Annotated in this window: 14 protein-coding genes and 1 riboswitch; of the genes, 11 read left to right on the top strand and 3 right to left on the bottom strand. The window is 29.9% G+C overall.

Features of this window, described 5'->3' with window-relative positions; genetic code table 11:
* Nucleotides 1–114 precede the first annotated feature (114 nt).
* From EZS29_RS11755 to EZS29_RS11720, 9 genes are all read left to right on the top strand, one after another.
* Nucleotides 115–13,314, top strand: coding sequence for a non-ribosomal peptide synthetase (locus EZS29_RS11755; protein ID WP_130610839.1), 13,200 nt, complete (start codon nt 115–117; stop codon nt 13,312–13,314).
* Between the two features lie 165 nt (nt 13,315–13,479).
* Nucleotides 13,480–13,743 carry a hypothetical protein gene (locus EZS29_RS11750; RefSeq protein ID WP_130610835.1) on the top strand — a complete coding sequence of 88 codons (264 nt, stop codon included), beginning with the start codon at nt 13,480–13,482 and terminating at the stop codon, nt 13,741–13,743.
* Between the two features lie 832 nt (nt 13,744–14,575).
* The gene (locus EZS29_RS11745) at nt 14,576–15,061 is read left to right on the top strand and encodes a hypothetical protein (RefSeq protein WP_130610832.1); all 486 of its coding nucleotides are present in this window, start codon (nt 14,576–14,578) and stop codon (nt 15,059–15,061) included.
* A gap of 353 nt (nt 15,062–15,414) precedes the next feature.
* Nucleotides 15,415–15,570, top strand: a complete 156-nt coding sequence (locus tag EZS29_RS15980) for a hypothetical protein (RefSeq protein ID WP_172603921.1) — start codon at nt 15,415–15,417, stop codon at nt 15,568–15,570.
* Nucleotides 15,571–15,806: 236 nt separating this feature from the next.
* The gene (locus EZS29_RS11740) at nt 15,807–16,280 is read left to right on the top strand and encodes a hypothetical protein (RefSeq protein WP_130610829.1); all 474 of its coding nucleotides are present in this window, start codon (nt 15,807–15,809) and stop codon (nt 16,278–16,280) included.
* Between the two features lie 119 nt (nt 16,281–16,399).
* Nucleotides 16,400–16,525, top strand: a riboswitch (SAM riboswitch).
* A 164-nt stretch (nt 16,526–16,689) separates the two neighbouring features.
* Nucleotides 16,690–17,691, top strand: a complete 1,002-nt coding sequence (locus EZS29_RS11735; protein WP_130610826.1) for a hypothetical protein — start codon at nt 16,690–16,692, stop codon at nt 17,689–17,691.
* Nucleotides 17,692–17,693: 2 nt separating this feature from the next.
* A complete protein-coding gene (locus EZS29_RS11730; protein ID WP_172603920.1) occupies nt 17,694–18,605 on the top strand; it encodes an alpha/beta fold hydrolase in 912 nt (303 codons plus the stop codon).
* 41 nt (nt 18,606–18,646) lie between these two features.
* Entirely contained in the window at nt 18,647–19,786 is a 1,140-nt protein-coding gene (gene metB / locus EZS29_RS11725) for a cystathionine gamma-synthase (RefSeq protein WP_130610820.1), read from the top strand.
* Between the two features lie 26 nt (nt 19,787–19,812).
* A complete protein-coding gene (locus tag EZS29_RS11720) occupies nt 19,813–20,862 on the top strand; it encodes a substrate-binding domain-containing protein (protein ID WP_130610817.1) in 1,050 nt (349 codons plus the stop codon).
* 6 nt (nt 20,863–20,868) lie between these two features.
* On the opposite strand, the gene EZS29_RS11715 is transcribed toward EZS29_RS11720, so the two are convergent.
* A complete protein-coding gene (locus EZS29_RS11715) occupies nt 20,869–21,210 on the bottom strand; it encodes a c-type cytochrome (protein WP_172603919.1) in 342 nt (113 codons plus the stop codon).
* A gap of 178 nt (nt 21,211–21,388) precedes the next feature.
* On the opposite strand from EZS29_RS11715, the gene EZS29_RS11710 reads away from it, so the two are divergent.
* Nucleotides 21,389–22,144 carry a substrate-binding periplasmic protein gene (locus EZS29_RS11710; RefSeq protein ID WP_130610811.1) on the top strand — a complete coding sequence of 252 codons (756 nt, stop codon included), beginning with the start codon at nt 21,389–21,391 and terminating at the stop codon, nt 22,142–22,144.
* A gap of 32 nt (nt 22,145–22,176) precedes the next feature.
* Here the strand turns inward: EZS29_RS11710 and fusA are convergent, their stop codons facing one another.
* Together fusA and EZS29_RS11700 are read right to left on the bottom strand one after the other, a co-directional pair.
* Nucleotides 22,177–24,240, bottom strand: coding sequence for an elongation factor G (gene fusA / locus EZS29_RS11705; RefSeq protein WP_130610808.1), 2,064 nt, complete (start codon nt 24,238–24,240; stop codon nt 22,177–22,179).
* Between the two features lie 174 nt (nt 24,241–24,414).
* Nucleotides 24,415–25,143 (bottom strand): SCO family protein, encoded by a 729-nt coding sequence (locus EZS29_RS11700; RefSeq protein ID WP_130610805.1) that lies wholly within the window; start codon nt 25,141–25,143, stop codon nt 24,415–24,417.
* 210 nt (nt 25,144–25,353) lie between these two features.
* On the opposite strand from EZS29_RS11700, the gene proC reads away from it, so the two are divergent.
* Entirely contained in the window at nt 25,354–26,241 is an 888-nt protein-coding gene (proC, locus tag EZS29_RS11695) for a pyrroline-5-carboxylate reductase (protein WP_130610794.1), read from the top strand.
* Nucleotides 26,242–26,259: the final 18 nt, after the last annotated feature.

Genomic DNA, 26,259 nt, shown 5'->3' with positions numbered 1-26,259 from the left:
AACTCTCACTCACATAACTTGAAAATTGTTTGGAACTGATCTATATGAAAATATTAATTAAAAAATTACAAGATTTTATTTTAAATAAATCTTTATATAATAAGGACAATAATTATGAATAGAGAAGTAAGAATAACTCCTTTTCAAAAAACATTTTATTTTGAATGGAAACTAGATCCATCTCGTACTGATTATCACATGGTTCTTGATCAGGTACTTGAAGGAAATTTGGATATTTATAAATTAAGGAAAAGTATTAAAAAATTTATTTCAGAGTACTATATTATAAACTCCCACATAGAAGAAAATAATGGAGAGTTCTATTGGGTGAAGAATAATGAAATTTCTGAATTAGAATATTTTGAAGAAATTCATAATAATTATGATATTTATACATTTATTGAGAAACCGTTTGATCTTGAAAAAGGGCCCTTATATAGATATGGAATATTTAAAATAAAGGATAACAAATATAGATTTATTAATGTGGTTCAACATGCCTTAGTTGATGGTGCGTCCACAAAAGAATACTATAACGAAATTATCAAATATTATAACTCAGAAAATATAGATAATAAATTTTCTTTATCAAGCCAATATGAAAATATTTTAAATACCTCTGGCAAATTATATAACGAACTTAATTTAAACAAAGAGTCTTATTTAAATTTCTGGAAAAAAAATATATTAGAATGTGAATCGATAGACACTTCATTTTTAAAAGACCCGCGCTTAAAAGAAAAGTCTAGTCTAGAAATTGAAAGAAGTATCCAAGAATACTTTGGAATCAGTGAAATTAAATTTTCTTTAAATAAAGAGATTTTTTCAAAAATGTATGAAATCAAAAAGAAATATGTTATAACTCCATATCTATTTTCTAAAATTATTTTTGCAATAACTATTTTTAAGTATACTAAGCAGAAAAACTTTTGCATTTCTTACCCGGTTTCTATTAAGGAAGGGGCTGATTTAATATTTGGAGCAAATGTAAACATTAATTTACTACCATTCAATTTTCATGATGACATTACAGTCGAAGAAATTATTGATGAATCCAAATTATTTTTAAAATCTGTGAAGGATGAAAAAATTAGAAATAACTATTTCCCTATACAAGAACTTATTTCAAAAACCAAGAAAAATTTAACTAATGTAAGTTTCTCAAGCGCAAATTTTCAAAATATATTATTAGAAATTGACGGAATAAAATCAATAATTATGGAAAATTCAAATATTGCGTTAACAATCGAATTTATTTTCGAAATAGAAACAACAAGTCAAGGAATAAATTTTAGAATAGATTATAAGAATAAAATCATTTCTCAAGAATTAATTAAGAAATTTATTGAAACTTACCAATATATTTATTACGAAGTGGTGAATGATTTATTATACAATAATAAAGAATTAAATAAAAACTATATAAAAAAATATTCTGCTTTGAATAAAAATGACTATAATAAAATTATAAATAATTGGAATAGTTTCGAAAATACAAAATCGATTGAGCAAACAATTATTCAAAGGTTTGAAGATTTTGTAGAAAAGAATCCTTCGCAAAAAGCTTTGGTTTATGGAAAAAATTCTCTAAGTTATTATGAATTAAATAAAAAATCTAATCAGTTAGCTAATTATCTTTTAGCTAATTTTAATTTAAAACCAGAAACAATGATTGGTCTTTGCCTGGATCGAAGTGAATACATGTATATTGGTATATTAGGAACTCTTAAAGCAGGATGTGCTTACGTACCTATTGATCCAAAATACCCAAAAGAAAGAATTCAATATATTCTTGAAGATACAAAATTGGAATTAATTTTAACAAATAAAAGAATTGAAGAAAATTTACTTTGCTTCAATTCTGAAATTAAAAATTATCTATCTGTTTTGAAATTAATCTCTCTAGATTCATCTGAATTAGAGTGGAAGTTGCAAAACCAAAAAGACATAAACCCATCAATTGATATTACAGAAAATAATTTAGCCTATGTCATTTATACCTCTGGTACTACAGGAAAACCAAAAGGAGTTTTAATAGAGCACAAAGGAGTGGTAAATATAGCAAATGAAAGAGCTAAAACAATTCATTTATATATTGAAAATTCATATATAAATACACTAGCATATGCTAACTATATTTTTGATGCTCATGTATGGGAATTATGTATAAGTATTTTAAATGGGCATTGTTTGCATCTTGTTGGCGAAGAAATGCGAAATGATATTAATATATTATCAGAATATATAAGTGCTAATAAAATAGATTTTGCTGTTTTACCTCCCGTCATTTTAAACAAAGAAAATATTATAAAACTGAAATTACTTGCCGTCGCAGGAGATAAAATTAATAAGGAAATTGTTGATAAATATCTAAATAATGGAATAACTGTGTTAAACGCCTACGGACCAACAGAATCTACTATTGAATTTAGTATTTATCATTATAATAATGCAAATGAAGTTAATATTATAGGTAAACCAACGTATAATAATAAAGGCTATATTTTAGATTCAGACTTATCACCTATGCCGATTGGAGCAATAGGAGAATTATTCATTGGTGGAGAAAATTTAGCTCGAGGCTATTTAAATAGAAATGATTTAACTAAAGAAAAATTTATAAAAAATCCGTTCCAATCAGAAGATGAAAAATTTAATAATAAAAATTCACGCGTTTATAGAACTGGAGATCTAGCACGTTATTTACCTGATGGAAATATTGAATATGTTGGCAGAAATGATTTTCAAGTTAAAATTCGTGGATTTAGAATTGAACTTGGTGAAATTGAGAATACACTCCTAGCTCATAGTGAAATTATTAATGCAATTGTTATTTCTAAAAGCCTTGACGATTTGAACAGTGATTCTGTTAATAAAAAATTAGTATGCTACTATATTTCTAAAAATAAAATAGATGGGAATGAATTATTTCAATTTTTGTCTGAAAAAATTCCAGAATACATGATTCCACATTTTTTTATTCCTATCAAGGAAATACCTATAAATTCAAGTGGAAAAATAGATAAAAATGCTCTACCTAAAGAGAATTTATTTATTAATGAAAAATACATAAAGCCAAATAACGATCTTGAATATAAAATTTGCTCTATATGGGAAGAAGTTTTTGGTTTACCAAAAGATAGTGTTGGCATTCGTGATGATTTTTTTCGAATTGGTGGAGATAGTATTGTTAGTATCCAAATTGTCGCTCGTTTACGTAATAGATATGGAATTTCTCTTAGCGTGAAAGAAATTTTTAAATACAAAAATGTTGAAAAAATTGCTCAAATATTAGCTAATAAAATATTAAGCAATGATAAATTGATAAATGTAAAAAATGAACAAGGGCTGTTAATAGGAGAATCTCAACTGTTGCCTATACAAAAATGGTTTTTTTCTAACGAATTTCCAAATGCTCATCATTGGAATCAATCTTTTCTCATAATTACAGAAAAATTAGATATAATAAAGTTAGAAAGTTCTATTAATAAATTGATAGAACATCATGATGCATTTCGCTTCAATTATTATAAAAATGAAGATAATTGGAAACAATTTTACAGTATTGAGCATCAACAAGTGGTTTTAAAATATTTAGATATTACAACATTGTCAGAATATGAAGAAAGTGATTTATTCTCTAGAAAGCTAGATAAAATATTAACAAGCTGGCAGGGTGAATTTTCAATTGAAAATTCACCCTTATATTCATTTGGGTATATTGAAGGTTACAAAGATGGCAGCGCTAGAGTGTTTGTTGCTGCTCACCATCTAATAATTGATACTGTTAGTTGGAGAATTATAAAAGAAGATCTGCACTCTCTTTACAATGGAAAAGAATTAGCTAAAAAAGCAACAAGCTATAGGCAGTGGACTGAATACATTAATAGTTATCATAAATTTCATGCTGAAGAAAGGCAATATTGGGATAAAGTAGTTTTAGATTTCAATAGCGTTAATTCAATACAAAATCAAATTTTATCAAAACTTATTTCATCTGACTCTAAGAATCATAGAGAAGAATTTAAACTTTCAAAAGATTTATCTCATAATTTATTACATTCATGTCATAAAACATTTAAAACTAAAATAAATGATATTCTATTATCAGCATTTTCTCTTGCAATTACAAAGCTAACAAATATTACGAATCCATATGTTGCACTTGAAAATCACGGTAGAGAAGATTTAGAAGATGAAATTGATATTAACAATACAATAGGTTGGTTTACGACTATGTACCCAATCTGTTTATCTAGTAATAGTGATTATAAAAAGCAAATAATTTTAACAAAAGAGCAATTAAGGAATGTACCTGCTAATGGCGTTGGTTTTGGTTCATTCTATAATTATCATTCAAATAATTTTCCACTTATAAGCTTTAATTATTTAGGAAAGATTGATAACTCAAGCCGTAAATCATTGTCTGAAAATAAAGATTGGCAAATTTCTATAGAAAATAGCGGGAGATCTATTCATAATTTAAATATAGATAAAAATTTTATTACTGTTAATTGTGGTGTTTATAATGATATCTATTTTTTTATTATTGAAACTCAATTTAGCAATGAATCTACTAAAAAACTTTGTAGTTACTTCGAAGAGTCAATCGAAGAACTGGTAAATTTTACAAAAAATATAAATAGAACATACCTGACTAGTAGTGATATTGATAATATAATAAGTCAAAAATATTTAAATCAATTACAGAATGAAAATGAGATTGAGGATGTATTATTTGCTAATAGTTTGCAGCAAGGGTTTGTGTATCATTCTATAAAACAAGGAGATAAAGATGATGCATATATGGAGCAAATTGTTTGGGAATATAAAAATGATATACAAATAGATAAATTAAAAAAGGCATGGGAAATTTCTGTACAAAAATACGAAAACCTTCGTTTACGTTTTGCATGGGAAGAAGAAATTATTCAAATAATAGAAAAAGACTCAGAATTACAATGGAATTATATTGATTTAAGCTATGATTTAAACGAGCAGAATAAAGATAATTTTTTAAAAAAACTACAAGTAAATGATAGATTAAAAAGATATGATTTAAAAGAAGGGAAATTAAGTCGAATTTACTTGATTAAATTTAATGATAATAAATATATCTGTTTGTTTAGCAACCATCATGCAATTTTAGATGGATGGAGTAACTCAATTTTATTAAACTATGTGCATTCGGTATATTTGAATTTAATAGATAATAAATTAATCAATTTGAATCAAGATAAGAAATATAGTGAAATTCAAAAGTATATAATGACCAAAAAAAATGAGAATAGGGATTACTGGAAAGAATATATTTCAAAAATTGAAGACCATCTAGACTTATGCGCTCTAATGACAGATGAAGCAAAAGAGCAAAATATATCATGTAACAGTTATAGTTATATACAGTGTCCGAAGGAGTATTCATTTTCTATAGATGGTGAAGATTATTTAAATCTAAAGGAAATGTGTCAAAATAATTCAATAAATTTAAATTCTGTTTTCCAATTTTCATGGCATAAAGCTCTCAGTCTTTATGCTAATAGTGAACAAACTACTGTAGGAGTGACGGTTTCAGGAAGAAATCTTCCTATAGATGGAATTGAAAATGCTGTCGGGCTTTTAATAAATACATTACCTATTTATGTTGATCATAAAAACTCATATAATAAGAAGGTTATAGATTGTATTAGAGAAATTCAAGAACAGATTAATGAAATAAATTCAAGAAGCAATGTAAATTTATCGGAAATTAATAATAATGGACAAAGACTATTTAATAATATTTTTGTTTATGAAAATTATCCAAATGTAACACCAAAAGAATTTGAAAATAGAATTAATATTAAAGTAAGAATGGATGATATTTTTGAAAAGCTTGACTATCCATTAACTGCAATGGTCTATGAGAAAGGTTATTCTATTAATTTCAAAATTAAATATGCTGGTGAGTTATTTAAAGAAATAACCATTCATAATTTAATTTCAGTAGTTAAAGAAATAATAAATCAAATTATAAATAATCCATTCATTGAAAGTCATTTGCTAAAATTTATGAGTGATAATCAATTTAATAAAATTGTATATGATTGGAATAAAACAGAGAATAAAAAACTGCATAAGCAGACATTAGCAAGTATTTTTGAAGAAAAAGTTTCAATATTTAAAAATAGTGTAGCTCTTATATATAAGGATAAAAAATTTAGTTATAATGAGCTAAATGAAATGGCTAATCAGTTAGCTCATTTTATAAAAGATAAATTTGAAATTAATGATAATATTTTTATTGCTATATGCTTAAACCGAAGTGAAAAAATAATCGTAGCAATTCTTGCAATTTTAAAGCTTGGCAAAGCCTATTTACCAATTGATCCAAATCTTCCAAATGATCGCATTCAATATATTTTAGAAGACGCTAAGCCAACTCTAGTGCTGGTTGATCAAGAAAACTCATTACCTATAGAAATTATTTATCCTAAAAAATCTATTTGTATTGATTCAAAGGATATAATTTATGATATATCTATGCAGAAAAAGGAAAACCCATTTGAAATTACGAGTAATAATAATTTAGCTTATTTACTCTATACATCTGGTACTACTGGGAGACCTAAAGGTGTCATGATGGGTCAGGATAGTTGTATCAATCGTATTTTATATATGATCAATCAAGCTGAAATCACTCAAGATGATTCATATTTATTTAAAACAAATATTATTTTTGATGTTTCATTTTCGGATATTTTTTGTGCACTCATTTCAGGAATAAAGCTTTATATTTCAGAACAAACTTTTAATATTCAAGAAATTGAGTCAATTATAAAAAAATATAATATAAGTATGTGCCATTTTGCACCTTCACAGTTTAAAGTGTTTTTTGAAGAAGTGGATATAAATCAACTCACATCATTAAATAAAGTTATGCTTAGTGGGGAAGCTATTGAACTTACAACACTTAAAAAGTATTTAACAAAAGGAAAAACATTTTATAATTACTATGGCCCAACTGAGACAGGTGAAGTGACTCTTAAAAAATTTTCATCAGATAGTTTAGAACTTAAAATAAATTCAAATCGATCATTCATCGGTAAAGCCTTTGATCAGTGCAAAATTTATGTTTTAAATAAAAACCTTCAAGTCCTGCCAATTTATGCTACAGGTGAACTTTATATTGGTGGGATATATGTAGCTGAAGGATATTTAAATAATAAAATTTTAACATGTGAAAAGTTTATAGATAATCCATTTCAAACAGAACTTGAAAAAAAAGAAAATATAAATAATAAATTATATAAAACAGGAGACCTAGTTCGTTTACTAGAAACAGGTGATCTTGAGTACTTAGGTCGAAATGATTCTCAAGTTAAAATTCGAGGTCATCGAATAGAGTTGGGAGAAATTGAAAATGCTCTCATTGGTTTTCAAAATATAAAGCATGTTGCATTATTAGCAAAAGAGCTTAGCAAACAAAATTCAAGTAAAATAATAGTTTGTTATTATGTTTCTGATAAAGAAGTGAATGAATCAGAACTCTCTCTTCATCTTTCAAAAAAGCTTCCTGATTATATGATTCCGAGTATTTTTATTCATTTAAATAAACTTCCTTTAACTGTTAATGGAAAGCTTGATTATAAATCTCTTCCAGATGCAAAATTGAAAGAGAATGAAAGTTATTTGGCTCCAAGAAATGATATCGAAAATAAAATGTGTTTGATTTGGGAAGAGGTTTTGAGTTTACCAAAAGGTACTGTTGGAATTAAAGATGATTTTTTCAGCTTAGGTGGAAATAGCATACTTGCAATTAAACTTGTAAATCAGTTGAATAGAAAATTAGAAATAAATATTTCCTTAAAAAATATTTTAGATTGTAAAAATATAAATAATTTATTAAGTGATAATAAATTTGAAAATAACGCTGATATTATAATTCATAAATTTAATGATTCAAAACTTGAGAATCAAGTTCTTTCATTTGCTCAAGAACGTTTATGGTTTATTGAAAAAATTAGCGAAAATATAAATAGCTATAATATTCCAATGCTTTATAAGATCAAACCCAATGTGAATGTTAATTCTATAATACTATCATTAAAGGAAATTATTTCCAGGCATGAGATTTTAAGGACTGTAATTATAGAGTCTGAAGATGGAAAAACATATCAAAATGTATTGTTTGAAGAAGGTTATTTATTTACGGTAAATAAAATTGATTGTACTTCAAGAAATGAGTTTGAATATCTCTTGAAAAATGAAATAAATTTTACATTTAATCTTTCTAAAGATATACCTATTCGTATTTCATTGTTTAATGTTCTCGAAAATGATAATATAAAAAATAATTATTTAAATATTGTTGTACACCATATTGCTTTTGACGGCTGGTCCGTTGGAATATTTTTAAAAGAAATTATCGCTTTATATGATTACTATGAGAGTAAAATTGAAAGAGCAAATTTATTAGATAAAATCCCATTATTAGAATTTCAGTATAAGGACTTTGCTCATTGGCAAAGAGACTTTATCAGAGGTGATATTTTAGAGAGACAGTTGGAATATTGGAAAAATAAGCTTTCTTGTTATGAAGCATTAGAGCTTCCTATTGATAAACAAAGACCATCCCAAATTGATTATAATGGGAAAAATGTTTATTTACAAATTGATGAAAATTTATCAAATGAATTAAAAAAACTTGCAAAAAGATTGGACGTATCCCTTTATAGTTTATTCCTTTCTGCATTTTATTTATTGTTAAGTTGTTATAGTGGTCAGAAAGATATAATTGTTGGCTCGCCAATTTCTAATCGTCATTATAATAAATTTTCAAATCTAATAGGATTTTTTGTAAACACATTTGTACAGAGAGCATATTTAGATCCTGAGTATAATTTGGTTGATTTTATTAAAAAAGTGGGCCGTGAAGTGATTGAAGCTCAAACATATCAGGATTTACCGTTTGAAATGCTCTTAAAGGAACTTGCTCCTAATCGTGATCAAGGTAAACATCCTTTATTTCAAGCACTATTTGGTATGCAGCATTCAAATTTCAATGAAAAGGAAACTGAAAATCTATTTTATAATTTACAAGAATGTGATTTTATTTTAAATAGTTTGTATAGTCCGGCTAAATTTGATTTAAGTCTTTTTATTGACGACTCTTTCGGGAGCTTTTTAATATGTATAAACTATGCTACAAGCCTTTTTCATGAAGAAACAATTGATAATTATTTATCTGTATATAAAAAAATATTATCAGAATTTTCTTTACTAAATACTATTTACTTAAATAAAGAATTTAGATTAAAGCAAATTAATTATTTAACAAATGATCATTTCCAAAAGATTTCTGAATCCTGGAAAAATCCTTATGAATATTATGATAAAAATAAGACAATATCTCAAATTTTTGAAGAGCAAGTTGAAAAAACCCCTTCCAATATTGCAATTGTAGCAGATGGCAATAAACTCACATATTTGGAATTAAATCAGCGAGCTAATAAATTGGCAAACTATCTAAGAGAAAATTATAAAATAATGCCCGATTGTTTTATTGCTTTATGTTTGGAAAGAAATGAATACATGTTAATAAGTATTCTAGCTGTGTTAAAAGCAGGAGCGGCTTATGTTCCTATTGATCCTGACTTTCCAACGGAAAGAATGCAATTTATATTAGAAGATACTAATACTAAAATATTAATAGCAAATGATAAATATAGAAATTTATTAAATTATGATAATAACATACTTAGTGTTATAGAAAATTCAAAACTGGATATTAAAATTATTTTTGTAGATTCTAAAAAAACTGAAAAAGAGATCTTACTCCAAAGCAGCAATAATATTATTACTCAAACTCGAAGCCATCATCTCGCTTATGTGATATATACTTCCGGCACAACTGGAAAACCTAAGGGAGTACTCGTTGAACACAACAGTTTTGCAAATCTTATTGCATATCAGCGAAAATTTATTTCTCAAGAATTTGGAAATAAATTTATTAATTGTCTATTTTTTATAAATTATGTTTTTGATGCGAATATTTTGGAATTAAGTTCATGTATTTTTCAAGGAAATTGTTTATTTATAGTGAATAATGAAACTCGTAAAGATTTTAATTTATTATCAAAATATATAAGTGAAAATAAAATTCAATTTGCGGTGATGCCTCCTGCTCTATTAGATAGAATTGAAATATTAAATTTAGATGTACTTGTTGTTGGTGGAGAAAAAACTCCTAAGGAAATTATTCAAGCATATTTATATAAAAATAAAAGAGTTATTAATGGTTATGGACCGACTGAAATTACTGTTATGTGCTGTGCTCACAATTATAAAAATTCTTACGAAGCAAACTGGATTGGAAAATTAGTAGCAAATGCTCGAGGATATGTTTTAGATGCAAATTTAAATTTATTACCTATTGGAGCAGTAGGAGAGCTTTATATTGGTGGTCTTGGTGTAAGTCGTGGATATTTAAATAAAGATAAATTAACAGCTGAAAAATATTTAAATAATCCATACCAGACACATGAAGAAGAGCTAGCTTGTGTCAATTCACGGATTTATAAAACAGGCGATTTGGTCAAGTTATTAACAAATGGAAATTTAGAATACATAGGGCGTAATGACAGTCAAGTAAAAATTAATGGATTTCGGATAGAACTTGCAGAAATCGAAAGCGCTGTTTTAAGTTTTCAGGGTGTAAAGCATGCAGCTGTTATAGTTAAGGAGTCTGAGCATAAATGTACCGAAACTAACCATAATAAAATTTTAGTTTGTTATTATGTCCCTGAAAATCAAATTTCTGAACAAATTTTAGTTCGTTATCTTTCTGAAAAATTACCAGATTATATGGTACCAAAATTTTATATACCACTCGATAAATTGCCGTTAAACTTTAATGGGAAATTAGATGTAAAAGCTCTTCCTGCTCCTATTTTTACAAATAATAAAAATTATATTGCTCCGATTACTGAACTGGAAAAAAATATTTGTAGTATTTGGGAAAGTATTTTAGGCTTACCAAATAGTTCTATTGGCCTCCAAGATAATTTTTTTAGCTTAGGTGGTGATAGTATTATTTGCATTCAGATTGTAGCGAGTATGCGCAATAAACTGAATGTTGAAATAAGTGTTAAAGATATTTTTAAATACAAAACTATTTCCTCAATAGTTATTTTTATGCAAAATAAACAAAAAAATAATAATATACCTAAAATAAGCGAACAAGGAATACTTTCTGGATTGGTTCCATTAATGCCTATACAAAAGTGGTTTTTTGTAAATGAAATTGCTAAGAAAGAGCATTGGAATCATTCTTTTCTTATAAAAACACCTGATATAAATTTTATGAAATTAAAGGAATCAATTTATAAGTTAGTTGAGTATCATGATTCATTTAGACTTCGGTTTAAAAATTGTGAAAACAAATGGACTCAGTATTATGATAGTGATGCACCTAAAATAGAGATTAAAAATTTAGATATTTTAAATTTAAATGAAGATCAAAATAGTATTAAATTTAAAGAAAAACTTAATCAAATATTTACATCATGGCAAGATGATTTTAATTTTGAACAAGGTCCAATGTATGCTTTTGGCTTTATTCATGGTTTTGCAGATAAAAGCACAAGAGTATTTGTTGCTCTGCATCATTTACTTGTTGATTCTGTAAGCTGGCGTATAATAGTAGAAGACTTGCAAGCATTATATGATAATAAAAATTTATGTACCAAAGGAACAAGTTATAGACAATGGAGTCAATGTATTGAAGAATACAAACTTTTGAACAAAAGCGAAAAAGTTTATTGGAATGAAGTTTTGTTTAGGATTAAAGAAGCAAATTCACTAATCACTAATGAATTTAAAAAATATATGGATCCAAATGGAATAAGAAATAAAATTGAAATAAAACTTGATTATAATATGACCCAGAAATTGTTAGTAGATTGTCATAAAACGTATAGAACTCAAATTAATGAGATTCTTCTTTCAAGCTTTATTTCAGCATTAAAGCAATTAATGGGTGCCTCTATGCATTGTATATTGATTGAAGGACATGGAAGAGAAGAGATTGATTCTAGTTGTGATGTTACTAGAACTATTGGCTGGTTTACAAGCATGTATCCTGTAATTTTTGAATCAAATAATGATCTTGCTAAGCAAATAAATAATGTAAAAGATACTTTAAATAAAGTTCCAAACAATGGAATCGGATTTGGTGCTTTGCACGACTATTCTCCAGATGATTTACCAAGTATCAGTTTTAATTATCTTGGACAATTCAAAAGTGATCTTCCACAAGAAAATGGAAAGCGTGCTTGGAAAATCGTTAATGAAGAAAGTGGATTATCTATGTATTCAATGAATTTAAAAAACAATTATATTTCGGCAAATGGAGTTGTTATAGATGGTGAATTATCCTTCTTTATAGAAACTGGTGTTAATAAAAAAACAACTGAAGATTTGGGCCATGCTTTTCATAATGCTTTAATAGAAAATATTAACCATTGTTTAGAGGTTCAACGTTCACAAGCCAATTATGAGGTTATTTATGGGGATAAAATATTTGAAAATTATGATTATAATCCAATTTTAAAGCTGAATGAGGCAGTCAATAAAAAAGATCTATTTATGATTCATCCTGCAAGAACTAGTTGTGAAGTATATTCTGAATTATCTTCTGCATTAAGTAATGATTTTCAGTGTTATGGGGTAGAGTACTTTAATATTTTTCATGAAAATAAAATTAAGGATTTTTATGTTTTAGCTGAATACTATCTTAGAAAAATTGAAAAGATAATGAGCCAGACCAAACAAAAAGAATATCATTTGTTTGGTTGGTCTCTTGGTGGTTATATTGCTTTGGAAATAGCAAGTATATTAGAAAAAAGAGATATTAAGGAAATTAATATTTATTTGTTAGATTCGTTTTATTATGACGAATTTTTAGTAAATAATAAATTAAATTTAGATGCATTTATAGAATATACTTCTGATGAAGTTAATTTAAAAGATTTTGATAGAGTCGTGGAAAATTATGATATTGAAAATAGTTATTTAGATAAAAAAATCAGCTCAACTTTAAAATATTCAAAAATTTTATTGTTTAAAGCAATGAAGTACAAAAAAAGCTCTGCAAATGAAAAAGTTAATATGGTATTAAAATATTTAACTGATTTAAAAGAGAATAACATTCATAATGTTATTTATGATAAGAAGCAGTTTAAAATGGTTTGTGCTCATGATGCAACTCATCTTTCTATTATACAAGAAGAGAAATTGATAATTGACGAAATGAAGAGATTTTGTGGGTTGTAACCCCTTTGTACCCAGCACAGCTGCTACTCAAATGAAAGAAACATAGGATTCTTTTGGTTAATGAAATTTCAGCTTTGTAGCAGCTTAAAAAGAGAACAAAAGGCAGGGCATTTAAAAACTTAGCATATGAGAGTCGAGGATACTTTTATGGTAAAAGAAAATTAAATGAATTTTGTAGAATTTAATGCATTTAATCAAATAGAGTCTGATCTTATTGAAAATAAAATTTTAGTTCCACTTGAAAAATATTGCCTATATGAATGGAAAATGGGAGCAATTACAAAAATATTTCATATTGGCAAAAGCTGTATACCCAAAAAATATAGTATACTCACTATAGAAGAATTTTCAGATAACTATATATCTTACTGTAATGAGATAGATGACAAAATAGTTGTATCTTTCGAATATGAAAGAAAATCAGACTAATGAATTCAGCTACCAGAACCTAAATTGAATATTTTAGATCATTCAAAACTCGTGGATAGTTTATTAGAAAGAAAAACAGTCCGAGAATTCATCGATGAAACACTTAGCGGTGAAAAATTACCCGTATTACTATATTTAACATTCGGATATATTCATAGTGACAGTGAAGCTTTATCATTACAACGCAGCAAAGCATTCTTTAAATTTTATAAATGAAAACATCAGTGATTCTGAAATTTCACAAATAATAGACGGACAATGTTTTTCTAAAAATTCAAGTATAAATGTTTTTCTTACTACTCGGTTTGAATTAAGTGATTGGAAATACCCAGTTTCCAGAACTTACCGAGTAACACTGATGGATGTGGAACATCTATCTCAAACCTTTAACTTACTTTGTATTGCTTTAGGTATTAATTGTGGGATTACAGTGCCTTTAATGAAGATAAAATGCATATTTTTCTTAATTTAGATCCAAAGATAGTATTGGGTAGATTTTAAAACAGTCAAATTATTGTTTTATTAAATTTTTCAAATATTTTTATTTTGTTTAAATTATTTTCATTGAATATGGTTATGATATTCTCATGCGGTTGACTAATAATTTTAAATGTTTAGTGTAAACGAGGTTTTGCTTTGTCTATTGTGGTAAAGATTTTCGAATAAAATTTTAATTAATATGAGTATATTTTTCTTAAACTAGAATTTCATTTTATATTGATTGATATACTGTTTATATAGTAAATTTTTTAATATTTATTATATATAATAAAATATGGATTTTTATAAATGTTTAACTTTTCGTGAAGTTAAAAAAAAATGGGGGTTTTTAGTGAAGGTTGTAAAAATAGCGTTGTCTTTGCTTGCGGTCTATGGACAGTCTTTTGCATATTCAGCACCAGTTATATTTATGCCACCCTATGAAAGGTATAAAATTTTGAATGCAGAAACAAAATATATTCTTTGTGTAAATGCTCAGGACAATTCATCTTATTTTTGGGCAAGGAATACGAGTGGTTCCTATGCATATGTTCGTGGAAAAATTCATAATGAAATAACTGGAATTAATAAACTAGGCACACCTATTTTTACGGATCTTTTTAAAGTGAACGTTATAATAAATGCTAAAGAAATATTAAATATCTGTCCTGAAAATTATTATATGCAACCAGCTGATTCAAATTCAAAAAAGCTATACCAAATGTTGTTTATTAGTGAAAGTAATGATTATTATATTTTTCCTGGTCAAGAAGAAGTGAGTGATAAGAAAAGCAATAATTCCAATTTAGATTTATTAGCTGGAATGGCAATTGGGTAAATTTTTCTCAGATGAAAGGAGCTTCTATGAAGATTTTAAAATTAATATTATTTATGCTAGCAGTATACGGACAGTGATTTGCATATTCACAAAATTATGCTTTTGTATCTCCTCATGAGATTCGTGAAATGAGCAGCACAGATGTAAAATATCTACTCTGTGTGAATGATAAAGAGAGTAAAATTTTCTTTTGTGCTCATAATATGGATGGCCCCTAAGCATTTTTTCAAGGTAATGTTCATAACAAAGTAACGGGAGTTAATACTTTTAACACTCCCATTTTGGCGGATCTTTTTAAAGTTAATATAGATTCTTTAAAAAATATTGTATACCTTTGTTCAAAGGATTTTTATATGCAACCCACTGATTTATATTCGAAAAAATTTTATCAAATGATTCTTATTAAAGCAAAAAATGAATATTATATTTTTCCAGGATATTCGGAAATTAAAGAAATTAACAATACACAATCTAACATAGACCCATTATCGGGTTTGGCAATCGGTTAATTATGTGAAGAAATTATAAAATTAAAAAAATATATTAAAGAAAACTATTACGCAAAAACATACAGATGAATTTTCTTAAAATTTTATTAAGTAATGTAGGGTATAGGTTTTTTTAACCCATTAGAGTGGAGGTATATATGAATCAAACCTAAATATGGATACTCTTGCTGCTATTCTGCTTTGATTAATTTGATTGAAAAAATTGTCTATTTATTTTAATTAAAAGGAGTTATTCATTGAAATTTTTAAAATTAGGAATATTTTTTCTCACTATTTTTTCTCAATTTTATGTATATTCATCAACATTTAATAAAACTAAGTCTTTTAGAGATTTTCAAAAAAGCAAGCGAGGTGAAAAAAAATATCTTCTTTGTGTGCATAAGGATAATACTTTTGATTATATTTGGGCAACGACAAAAGATCGTTCTGTTGCCTATGTTATGGGAGAACCGCTTCATGCTATTAGCGGAGAAGTTGTCACTAAAAATCCTCTGGTAGCAGAACTTTTTTATGTTGATAGATCAGAAGCTAAAAGAATTTCAAATCTTTGTCCAATGGATTATTATATACAGCCAGCAGAGTATTATCCAATAAAACTTTATCAAATGTTGATAATTATTGAAAAAAATAAATACTATATTTTCCCAGGTCATGCTGCAATTGAGAGTATAGAAGAAAACAATGAATTATTCTTTGCGCATAGGGGATAAGAAATTCACTGTTAATTAAAGATGGATTCGCTTGAAAATATATCGCTCAGGTCATTTTGACGCTTTTCAAGATTGACTGTTGCGTCTTTAATTTTTTTCAGTATAGTAAAAAACATCTTGACTCATCAAGACCGGCAGAGGGACAGGCCCTACGACGCCGGGGCAACCTCCAAACACTTTTTAAGTGATTTTGGAACGGTGCCAAATCCTTCGGATGCCCATTGTGGCTTGCCGGTAGATGAGATCGAAAGAGTGTGCATAAGCTTATCTTTATTTATGCACGTCTCCCATAAAGATCCTCACTTCTTAGGTAATTCATCTGGGTTCTCCAATTTTATAAAAAGAATTCTGATTTTCAGAGTTCAAAAGTATTTTATATACTTTTTAAATTTTTTTTGGAGTAACACATATGTCTCATATTTCTCAGCAAATCGCACCTTCTACGATACATATTTTAGGCGTTGGAAATGTTGGAAGCTCTTTTTTAGAGCTGTTAAATTCAAATAATTATAAATTAACTGGTGCTTCAGATTCTAAATCCACTTTATATGATTCTACAGGACTGGATATTGATAATATTTTAAATATTAAAAGGAAAAATAAATATAAGCTCTCAACCTATAAAAATGCAGAATATATATCGGATAACAGCTATGATTTTATAAATCATTCTGATATTGTTATAGATGCAACACCTACAGATCTTAAAAATGCTAGAACAAGTCTTATGCGTTCTCGCGAAATTTTAAAACGTGGTAGTTACCTTATTTGGGCTGCTAAGGATGCGCTTTCTTATGGAGCCGATGAACTGATCGAAGAATTTCCCGATAAAATAGGTCTCAATGCAGTCATTGGTGGCACCGGTCTTAATTTAGTTAAAAATTTGCAAGAATTAAAAAACAATTGTCAAGATATTTCAATTGTTGGTAATGCAACAACGACTGCAATCATAAAGCAAATTGAACAGGGATTAAGTTTACAAGAAGGAATTGCGAGAGCGCGCAAACTTGGTTTACTAGAAGCAGATCCTACATTTGATTTTGATGGAACCGATGCAGCAATAAAACTTGCAATAGTGGCTAAAATTGTTTTTGGACTGAAAATATTACCTGAAAATATAAAGAGAGATCATATAGAAAGTCTCAATCCAAACTTACTACAGAAACGCAAAGAAGAAGGTAAAACCACACGTTTGGTTGGAAGAGTTGATAGGTTTGGAAGTATTAACGTTAAATATGAAGAAATTGATTTATATTCCCCATTAAATACAACACCTGAGAGTGTGGCTTATCAATATAATTTATCTGGAAATAAAAAAATTGTTTACTTAGGTAAAGGTCTTGGACCTGTTGGTACTGCAAAAGCAATCTTTGAAGATCTTTCTTTTTTATGTCCGATAAAAGAGGTGTAAAAATGGCAAAGAGTGTTTTATTTCAGGCTGGGTGTGGAAAAATAAATTATCATCGGTCTTTACAGAAACAAAGTATCGATATTGATTATTTAATTTCTGGCAATTTAAATGGTCCGGTAATTGTTATTCAAGGTGGTATTTCTTCAACTAAATATATTTTTTCATCGCAAGCAAAACAAATAAAAGGCTGGTGGGACAATATTGTTGGTTATGAAAAATGTATAGATCTCAATAAATTTTGCATTATTAGTATTGATTATTTAAATTTTGCTAATGTTAAGACCCATGATCAAGCAGAAGCAATTTCATTTTTATTAAAACAACTCGGAGTTGAAAAGTTAAAATATTTTATTGGCTATTCTTATGGTGGAATGGTGGCATTAGCTTTTTCAGAATTGTATCCACATAAAATTGAGCATATTATAGCCTTAGGTGCTTCGCATGAAAGTGTTCCGCAAAGCTATGCTCTGCGCCTCATTCAACAAAAAATAGTCGAATTGAATAGAGGAACAGATAACGAAAAAGAAGCTCTTGCAACAGCAAGACAACTTGGAATAATCACTTACAGAAGCAGTGAAGAAATAAATTCGAGATTTGCCTGTCATGACAATTCAGTTGTGAGTTATCTTAAGAAAAAGGGTGATGATTTCGTTTCTTCATTCTCGTCGGAACGATTTTTGAATCTTTCAAAGTCAATTAACGAGCATAAAGTCACTGCTGTGAAAATTTCTTCTAAACATGTGAGTCTTATCTGTTGTAAATCCGACCAAATAACCCCTCTCAGTCAAATTACACAATTTGCAAAAGAAATAAAATCAAAAACAAAAGTTTATGATTTTGATTCTATTTATGGGCATGATTCGTATTTAAATGAAACAGAAAAGATATCAAATATATTAAAACATATTATGTAAAATGATTTTTTAATTTAATTTTTTTTAGAAGGGGATTTTAAATGAATACTCAGTTGGTAACGAATTGTGTTCGTGCAGGAATAGAATCAGACTCCCAATATGGATCCGTTATACCACCACTTTATTTATCAGCAAACTATGCTTTCGAAGAAATTGGTAAAAGAAGAGAATATGATTATACGCGGAGTGGCAATCCAACTCGAAATTTATTGGCAGAAGCGATCAATCAGCTTGAGGGTGGCTATGGTGCTGTGGTGACTTCTTCAGGTTTGTCAGCGATCAATTTGCTTTTACAAGTTTTAAAGCAAGGTGATCTCGTTGTAGCACCACATGATTGTTATGGTGGAACTTGGCGACTCCTCAATGCGTTGAAAGAAAAAGAGCAAATAAATGTTATTTTTGTAGATCAACACGATCCTGATGAATTTAAAAAAGCGCTTGAGCTCAAACCCAAGCAGGTTTGGATTGAAACTCCCAGCAATCCTTTATTAAGAATTGTTGATATTGAAAAAGTAGCTGATTTGGCTCATAAAGTTGGAGCAAAAGTCATCGCAGATAATACTTTTCTTTCACCTTTGGGCCAGAGCCCTCTTAAATTGGGCGCTGATTATGTTATTCATTCGACTACAAAATATTTAAATGGACACAGTGATGTTGTTGGAGGCTGTGCCGTTGCAAAAGCTCAAGATGATTTTGAAAAATTAGTTTGGTGGGCGAATGCTTCAGGCTTAACAGGCGCTCCTTTTGACAGCTGGCTTACGTTGAGAGGTTTACGGACACTTGAAGTGAGAATTAAAAAGCAACAGGAAAGCGCTTTTAAAATAGCTGAATATTTAAATGAACAGCCTAAAATTAAAAAAGTTTATTATCCAGGACTCAAATGTCATAAAGATCATTTGATCGCAAAAAAACAACAAAATGGCTTTGGAGCCATGCTCAGTTTTGAAATTGAAGGGGGATTTCAAGAACTCAAAGAATTTGTTGCAAAACTTAAATATTTTTCTTTGGCAGAGTCTTTGGGGGGGATTGAAAGTCTAATAGCTCATCCTGCAAGCATGACTCATGCATCTATGTCAGAAGAAGCAAGAAGAAGTGCTGGCATTCAAGAGACGCTTTTGCGCCTGTCCATTGGCATTGAAGACTGCGAAGATTTATTACAAGATATCAAAGAAGCTTTATAATATTTTTCAATTCATTGGAGAGCAATATGTTGAAGAATACATTTGCTAAGTGCATTCGCTTCTTGTGCATCTTTTTAATAATGTTTTTAGCGTCTTTTGATATCAAAGCAGGAGAGTGGAAAGGCCCTGTCGATGGCCCGAAAGCAATGAAGTCTAAATATGTTGTATTTGTGGCCTCTGACTTTAAAAATGGGGGGGTTTTAGGGGTTTACAAGGCTGTTGAAAATGCTGCAGATGAAATTGGCTGGAAAGTAAAAACCTTCGATGGCGAAGGCAATCCAGATAGATTGCGCAAGGGATTATCAGATACTGTTAATTCTAAACCAGACGGAATTATTTTAGGCGGTTTTCAGCCAGATGATTATAGAGATATTTTAGTTCTAGCCCGGAAAGCAAAAATACCCGTAGTCGGTTGGCATGCATCTGAAAATCCAGGGCCTTATTATGATTTATTTGTAAATATTTCTACAGATCCCATTGTTGTAGCTAAAATGGCTACAGATTATATAATCAATTCTGGAAAAGATAAAATTGGGGTGATTATTTTTAATGATAGCCGTTTTGCTGTGGCAAATGCAAAAACGGAACAAATGAAAGACACCTTGATTAAGTGTGAAAAATGCAAACTATTATCGATTGAAGACATTCCTCTTTCTAAAGCAGATGTCCTTGTACCGGAAGCTGTTCCACGTTTAATTGCAAAATATGGTATGGAATGGACCTTTACTTTGGCAATTAATGATTACTACTTTATAAAAATGGATGGTCCTCTAAAAAGTAACAAAAGAACGGATATAATCAACGTTGCTGCAGGGGATGGTTCATTAAAAGCATTTAAGAGAATTAAATCCGCTGATTCACAGCAGCAAGCAACAATTGGTGAACCATTAAATGCACAAGGATGGCAAATTATTGATGAGTTAAATAGAGCTTTTTCAGGTGAAAAACCCAGTGGTTATGTATCTGAGCCTATCTTATTTTCTTCTGAAACACTCAAAAAAATAGTTGGTCTCGAAGGTTTGGAAGTGAATTCAAATTATAAAGATGCATATCTAAAAATATGGAATAAAAAATGATTCAAGCTATTTGTCTGAAAAAGTTTTTTCGCAATATTGAGCAACGGCTTCTTTTTGAGCTTTACTTAAACTATCTTTAAAATGCGCCATCATTGAAACATTCCCATCCGTTAAAATTTTTATGATCTGTTTAGCATTATATGCTTTTAAATGTTTTGGCTTTGGAGCTAAGTTTTTTCCAACTGGTCCATTGCCATCTCCAGTTTTGCCATGGCACATATTACAGTTTTCAACGTATATTTTTTCTCCTTGGGTTAATGCGGGAGTGACTTTACCTTCTTTTGCTCTAGCTTGAAAAGTGACAATTAATAAAAAAATAGAAAATAAATTTATCATAACAATTTTCATAAAAATTTCCTTTACAAGAAAATGTGTTTTTATGATCATTTCTTTTTATTAAAAATCAATGAAGATGTCAATCTGATATATTTTTGGGCACTTTTTGGGTCAAAATTTGTTCTTCTTCTTTCGATCCAATTTATATAAGTTAAAATTCGAAAAATATTTAAAAGGAGATTAAGGAGCTATGATTAAATTTTTCACCCTCTTGTTTTATTTACTTTATACAAGCCTTGCTTCAGGCCAAAGTTTAGAAAAAATAAGAAGTGATGCTCTTATTAAGGTTTGCACAGCAGGAGGGTTTGTTCCTTTTTCGTCATATTCAAATAAAGGCTGGGAAGGCTTTGATATTGATATGATGAAAGATTTTGCAGAATATCTGAAAGCAGATATCGAAATTATCAATTATAATATCGATGGAATTATACCTGCTTTGAGTGCAAATAAATGTAATTTAATTTCAACAGGACTTGTTATTACAGAAAAAAGGAAAAAGTCAGTTCTTTTTAGTGGTTCTTATTTTAAGAGTAATGTTATATTTTTATTCAAAAATGACAATAAAGTTTTAAATAATATAAAAAGTGCAGCTAAATTAAATAATCCATTATTTAAAATTGGAGTAAAAATAGGAACAACAAATGATTTTTATGCAACGGAACATTTACAAAAAAGCCATATTTTCAAATATAATGAATACGGTGATCTTGTAAATTCTGTTCGTAATAACAAAGTCGATGCTATTATTATAGATTCAATTTATGGCAAATTTATTGAAAAAAAATTTCCTGGAATTTTCCGATATAAAAATACGCAAGCACAAGATCAGCATTTTGCAGTTGCAGCACGTAATGCGGATAAAGATCTCGTAGAGGAATTCAATAAATTTTTAAAAGAATGGAAATCTTCTGGAAAATATGAATTAGTGTATAAAAAATATTTTTGAGGTAAGGATTTTTTAAAAAGAAAATCCTTACCTCAATTACCAAGTATTTTATCTTGTAAATTTTTTGGTAAAGTTTCGTAACGTAAAAACTGCATAGAACTGCTTGCTCTTCCTTGCGAGAGGGAGCGAATGTCTGTTTCATAACCAAAAAGTTCTGAAAGTGGAATATTGGCATGAACAACTTGTAAATGCCCACGGTTGTCAAGACCAGAAATATGTCCTCGTCGACTGTTTACATCCGAAACAATTGTGCCACTAAAATCAGGTGGGACAACAACTTCTACCTGCATAATAGGTTCCATCATAACGGGTTTTGCTGCAGTGAGAGCAGCTCTGAGAGCATTACTCGCCGCAACTTTATAGACGACTTCATCAACAGCTTGAGGGTCATATGAGTAATCCGTTACGTTCACTTTTAAGTTAACAAGTGGATAACCACAGAGTGATCCACTGCCGACAGCGCCCTGTAAAGATTCTTTGATGGCAGCAACAATATTCGCTGGTACCTGTGCTTTTGCGGGAACATTGATTTCAACACTTGTTTTTGCATTATTAGGTTCAATTTCTACTGTTACCTTAGCTGAGAAAGTTTTATTTTGAATTGCTCGTGAAAAAGTATCGCTGCCTTTTGCCGCAATTGAAATACATTCTCTATATGAAACTTGAGGATTACCAACATTTGCATTGACTTTAAATTCTCTTAACAAACGGTCTGCAATAATTTGCAAATGCAATTCACCCATGCCGGAGATAAGAACTTGGCCCGTTTCTTCGCTCGTTGAAACACGTAAAGACGGATCTTCCTGTGCCAAGCGATTGAGACTTTGATTTAATTTATCTAAATCTCCACTGCTTTTGGGTTCAATAGCAAGCGAAATCACAGGATCTGGAAAGCGCATAGCTTCATATGCAATATGTGCATGTGGGTCACACAAGGTGTCTCCAGTTGTGGCAAACTTAAGACCCACGACAGCAACAATCTCTCCCGCAGCGGCTGTTTGTAATTCTTCACGATCATTTGCATGCATACGTAGTATTTTTGTCACACGTTCTTTTTTATTCTTTAAAGTATTGTGCATGGCATCGCCCGTTTTTATGGAGCCTGAATATATGCGCATAAAAAATAATGCACCGACAAATGGGTCAGTCATGATTTTAAAGACAATGCCTGAAAAAGGCTCCTCTTCACTTGGCGCGCGTTTGCTTGCTTTAACGACACCTTCAATCTCAACGCCTTCAACTGGCGGCAGATCGACAGGTGAGGGAAGGTAATCCACAACGGCATCGAGCAGTGGTTGAATACCTTTATTTCTAAAGGATGAACCAACGAAAACAGGAACAATTTTCATGTTGATGACAGAATTGCGCAAAGCATTTTTAATCTGCGCGACTGTGGGTTTGCTATCCGATAAGACGGCTTCGGCTAGAGTGTCATCGAAGTCGGCCAGATTTTCTATGAGTTCTTGTTGATATATTTGAGCGTCATCAAGCATATCTTCTGGGATTTCTTTTATAAGTGGGGTTGTGTCTTTGTCGTCGTTCACCCAGATAAAGGCTCGCATTTCGACAAGGTCAATCATGCCCGAAAAAGAGCCTTCTTTTCCAATAGGAAGTTGAGCAAAGGCAACATTGGCATTGAGTTTATCGCGCATGGATTGAATGCACATGTCTTGGTCTGCGCCCACTTTATCCATTTTATTTAAAAATGCGATGCGAGGGACATGATATCTATCCGCCTGGCGCCAAACAGTTTCCGATTGTGGTTCAACGCCATTGGCGCCATCAAATACTGCCACAGCTCCGTCAAGCACACGCAGAGAACGTTCGACTTCTACTGTAAAGTCAACATGGCCAGGGGTGTCGATAAGATTGATTCTATGATCTTTCCAAAATGTCGTTGTTGCAGCAGAGGTAATTGTAATTCCACGTTCTTGCTCCTGCACCATCCAGTCCATTGTGGCCGTACCTTCATGAACTTCACCGAGTTTGTGACTGCGGCCTGTGTAGTAGAGAATGCGCTCAGAGGTGGTTGTTTTCCCTGCGTCAATGTGAGCCATAATACCAATATTGCGATATTTGCTGAGATCTTGCGACATAATGTTTTCTTTCAAAAATGAATCTAGGACAAAAAATCGAGATTATTGCATAATAATTCAATAATCGTGCAAATGACTAGGTATACAATTTATCTCTAAAAATCAATATCTGAGAAAAAGTTGATTTTTTGGTATTTGGGAAAAGAAAGAAGAATTGGGGTAACTAAGAGGAGTTTAATTCGGAGCGTATTTTCCAATTTTTGGCTGGTATTTTTTGAATTTTAGGGGCAGTTTTTCAAGAAAAGTGCCTAAATCTCCATCAGATGTGTCGATGAGAGCATGTTTAATATCTTCTGCTTCGTAAGAAATTCCATAAAGATAGCGATAAAAAGTGCCATCGGGTTTTATAAAATAGAGAGCTCCTACGTGAGAATAAGTTTCTCCTTCTGGGTCTGGTTTATAATAAAAATTTAATTGTTTCGTTAGTGAGAGAATATTTTCTTGGGTACTGACATAAAAATCCCATTGAGCATTTTTTTGCCCTGTTTTCGGAGACCAATTTTCTTTTAATAGTTTAGAATTTTCAATGGTATCTTTCGGGTCAAAACTTATTGTAGCTATTTTAAATCCTTTGCCAATGGGCCAATTCATTTTTTGGAGAGCTTTAGATAAATTAAGAAATTGAAAAGTACACATAGTTGTGCAGCTAAAATAATTTAATGTTAAAATAAGTATTTTTTTATCTGCCAATATTTCTTTTAAACTTTCTTTTTTACCATTTTGATTTGTGAAAGTTAGATTTAAATCTAATTTTGAATTTAACTTTTCAAATATTTCATCCTCAGTAGGATTTTCATTTATCTGTTTATTTATATTAGAAGATTTTGCGCTAGATATAAAAGTAAAAGATAAAAAAAGGAAATATGTAAAAAACTTGATGAGTCTTAATTTTTTTAAAAACATAATTTAATCTCGTAAAATTTATGCATCATAAATCGATTTTCATTTTCAAAGGAGAAATTCCTTTGATATGAGTGTAATATAATGAACTTTTTCATAAATTCAAGTCACGAATTGAATTCATAGAGCTTTCCTGCTGCAGTAAAGTGTTGCCCCTCTTACTGACTGAGAGTATCCTGTTTTAGGATTTTTGACTTATGGAGGATAATTTCTGTGTTAAATAGCCTTTCTGGTAAAATAGTTGTGATAGGTTTTGGAAATATGGGGAAAGCTCTCGTGCGAGGCTTGCAAAGTCGTAAGCATGTCAGTGAAATTTTTGTCTGCGACAAATTTCCCTTGGATCCTTTGGAGAAATCCCCTGAAGGGATCGATTTAAAAAAAATCACATATTTTAGTTATAATGATATTGAAAAAATCGATAACAAATTACGTTTAAAGACAGGCGATACCATCCTTCTGTGTGTGAAACCACAAAATTTTCTGGAAGCAGTTGAGCGCTGGAAACCCATATTACTTGGCGGGGAATCTTTTCCGCTGGTTATTTCAATTTTAGCAGGCGTGCCAACACAACTTATTCATAAATACTTTTCCTACGAATGCCCTGTGGTACGTTGTATGCCAAATATTGCTTCAACAGTGGATTGCTCAGCTAGCGTATTATGTGGGAGTAAGAAAACTTCTATGCAAAATATTGAACTAGCAAAACATATTTTTGAATCTGTAGGCAAAACGTGGATTGTGCAAGAAGAGCAACTCGATGCTGTCACTGGCCTCAGTGGCAGTGGACCTGCCTATATTTATATGATTATCGAAGCAATGTCCGACGGAGGAGTCAAAATGGGGCTGTCCCGTCAACTTTCACTCGAACTTGCGACCCAAACGGTTCTTGGTGCCGCAAAACTTGTGCAAGAAACCGGTTTACATCCGGCTATTCTCAGAGATCAAGTCACAACCCCTGGTGGAACGACCATCAGTGCGATTCATGAATTAGAAAAGCATGGGCTGAGACCCATGCTCATATCTGCTGTAGTCACTGCAACTGAAAAAAGTGCTTCTCTAGCGCAGCTAGTCGAAGGGAAAATTGTACAAAATAATTCTTAAAAATTATGACAGTAATAT

The sequence above is a fragment of the Fluviispira sanaruensis genome, from assembly GCF_004295685.1.
GTDB classification, from domain to species: Bacteria; Bdellovibrionota_B; Oligoflexia; order Silvanigrellales; family Silvanigrellaceae; genus Silvanigrella; species Silvanigrella sanaruensis.
The sequence above is the reverse complement of the archived record's forward strand: the minus strand, read 5'-3'. Positions and strand labels throughout refer to the sequence as shown.

What these genes read in the sequence shown, in the direction of transcription:
- EZS29_RS11735 (WP_130610826.1), top strand. Translation starts at nt 16,690, where the DNA reads ATGTCTCATATTTCTCAGCAAATCGCACCTTCTACGATACATATTTTA.
- EZS29_RS11710 (WP_130610811.1), top strand. Translation starts at nt 21,389, where the DNA reads ATGATTAAATTTTTCACCCTCTTGTTTTATTTACTTTATACAAGCCTT.
- EZS29_RS11755 (WP_130610839.1), top strand. Translation starts at nt 115, where the DNA reads ATGAATAGAGAAGTAAGAATAACTCCTTTTCAAAAAACATTTTATTTT.
- EZS29_RS11715 (WP_172603919.1), bottom strand. Translation starts at nt 21,210, where the DNA reads ATGAAAATTGTTATGATAAATTTATTTTCTATTTTTTTATTAATTGTC.
- metB (WP_130610820.1), top strand. Translation starts at nt 18,647, where the DNA reads ATGAATACTCAGTTGGTAACGAATTGTGTTCGTGCAGGAATAGAATCA.
- EZS29_RS11730 (WP_172603920.1), top strand. Translation starts at nt 17,694, where the DNA reads ATGGCAAAGAGTGTTTTATTTCAGGCTGGGTGTGGAAAAATAAATTAT.
- fusA (WP_130610808.1), bottom strand. Translation starts at nt 24,240, where the DNA reads ATGTCGCAAGATCTCAGCAAATATCGCAATATTGGTATTATGGCTCAC.
- EZS29_RS11720 (WP_130610817.1), top strand. Translation starts at nt 19,813, where the DNA reads ATGTTGAAGAATACATTTGCTAAGTGCATTCGCTTCTTGTGCATCTTT.
- EZS29_RS11750 (WP_130610835.1), top strand. Translation starts at nt 13,480, where the DNA reads ATGAATTTTGTAGAATTTAATGCATTTAATCAAATAGAGTCTGATCTT.
- EZS29_RS15980 (WP_172603921.1), top strand. Translation starts at nt 15,415, where the DNA reads ATGCAACCCACTGATTTATATTCGAAAAAATTTTATCAAATGATTCTT.
- EZS29_RS11700 (WP_130610805.1), bottom strand. Translation starts at nt 25,143, where the DNA reads ATGTTTTTAAAAAAATTAAGACTCATCAAGTTTTTTACATATTTCCTT.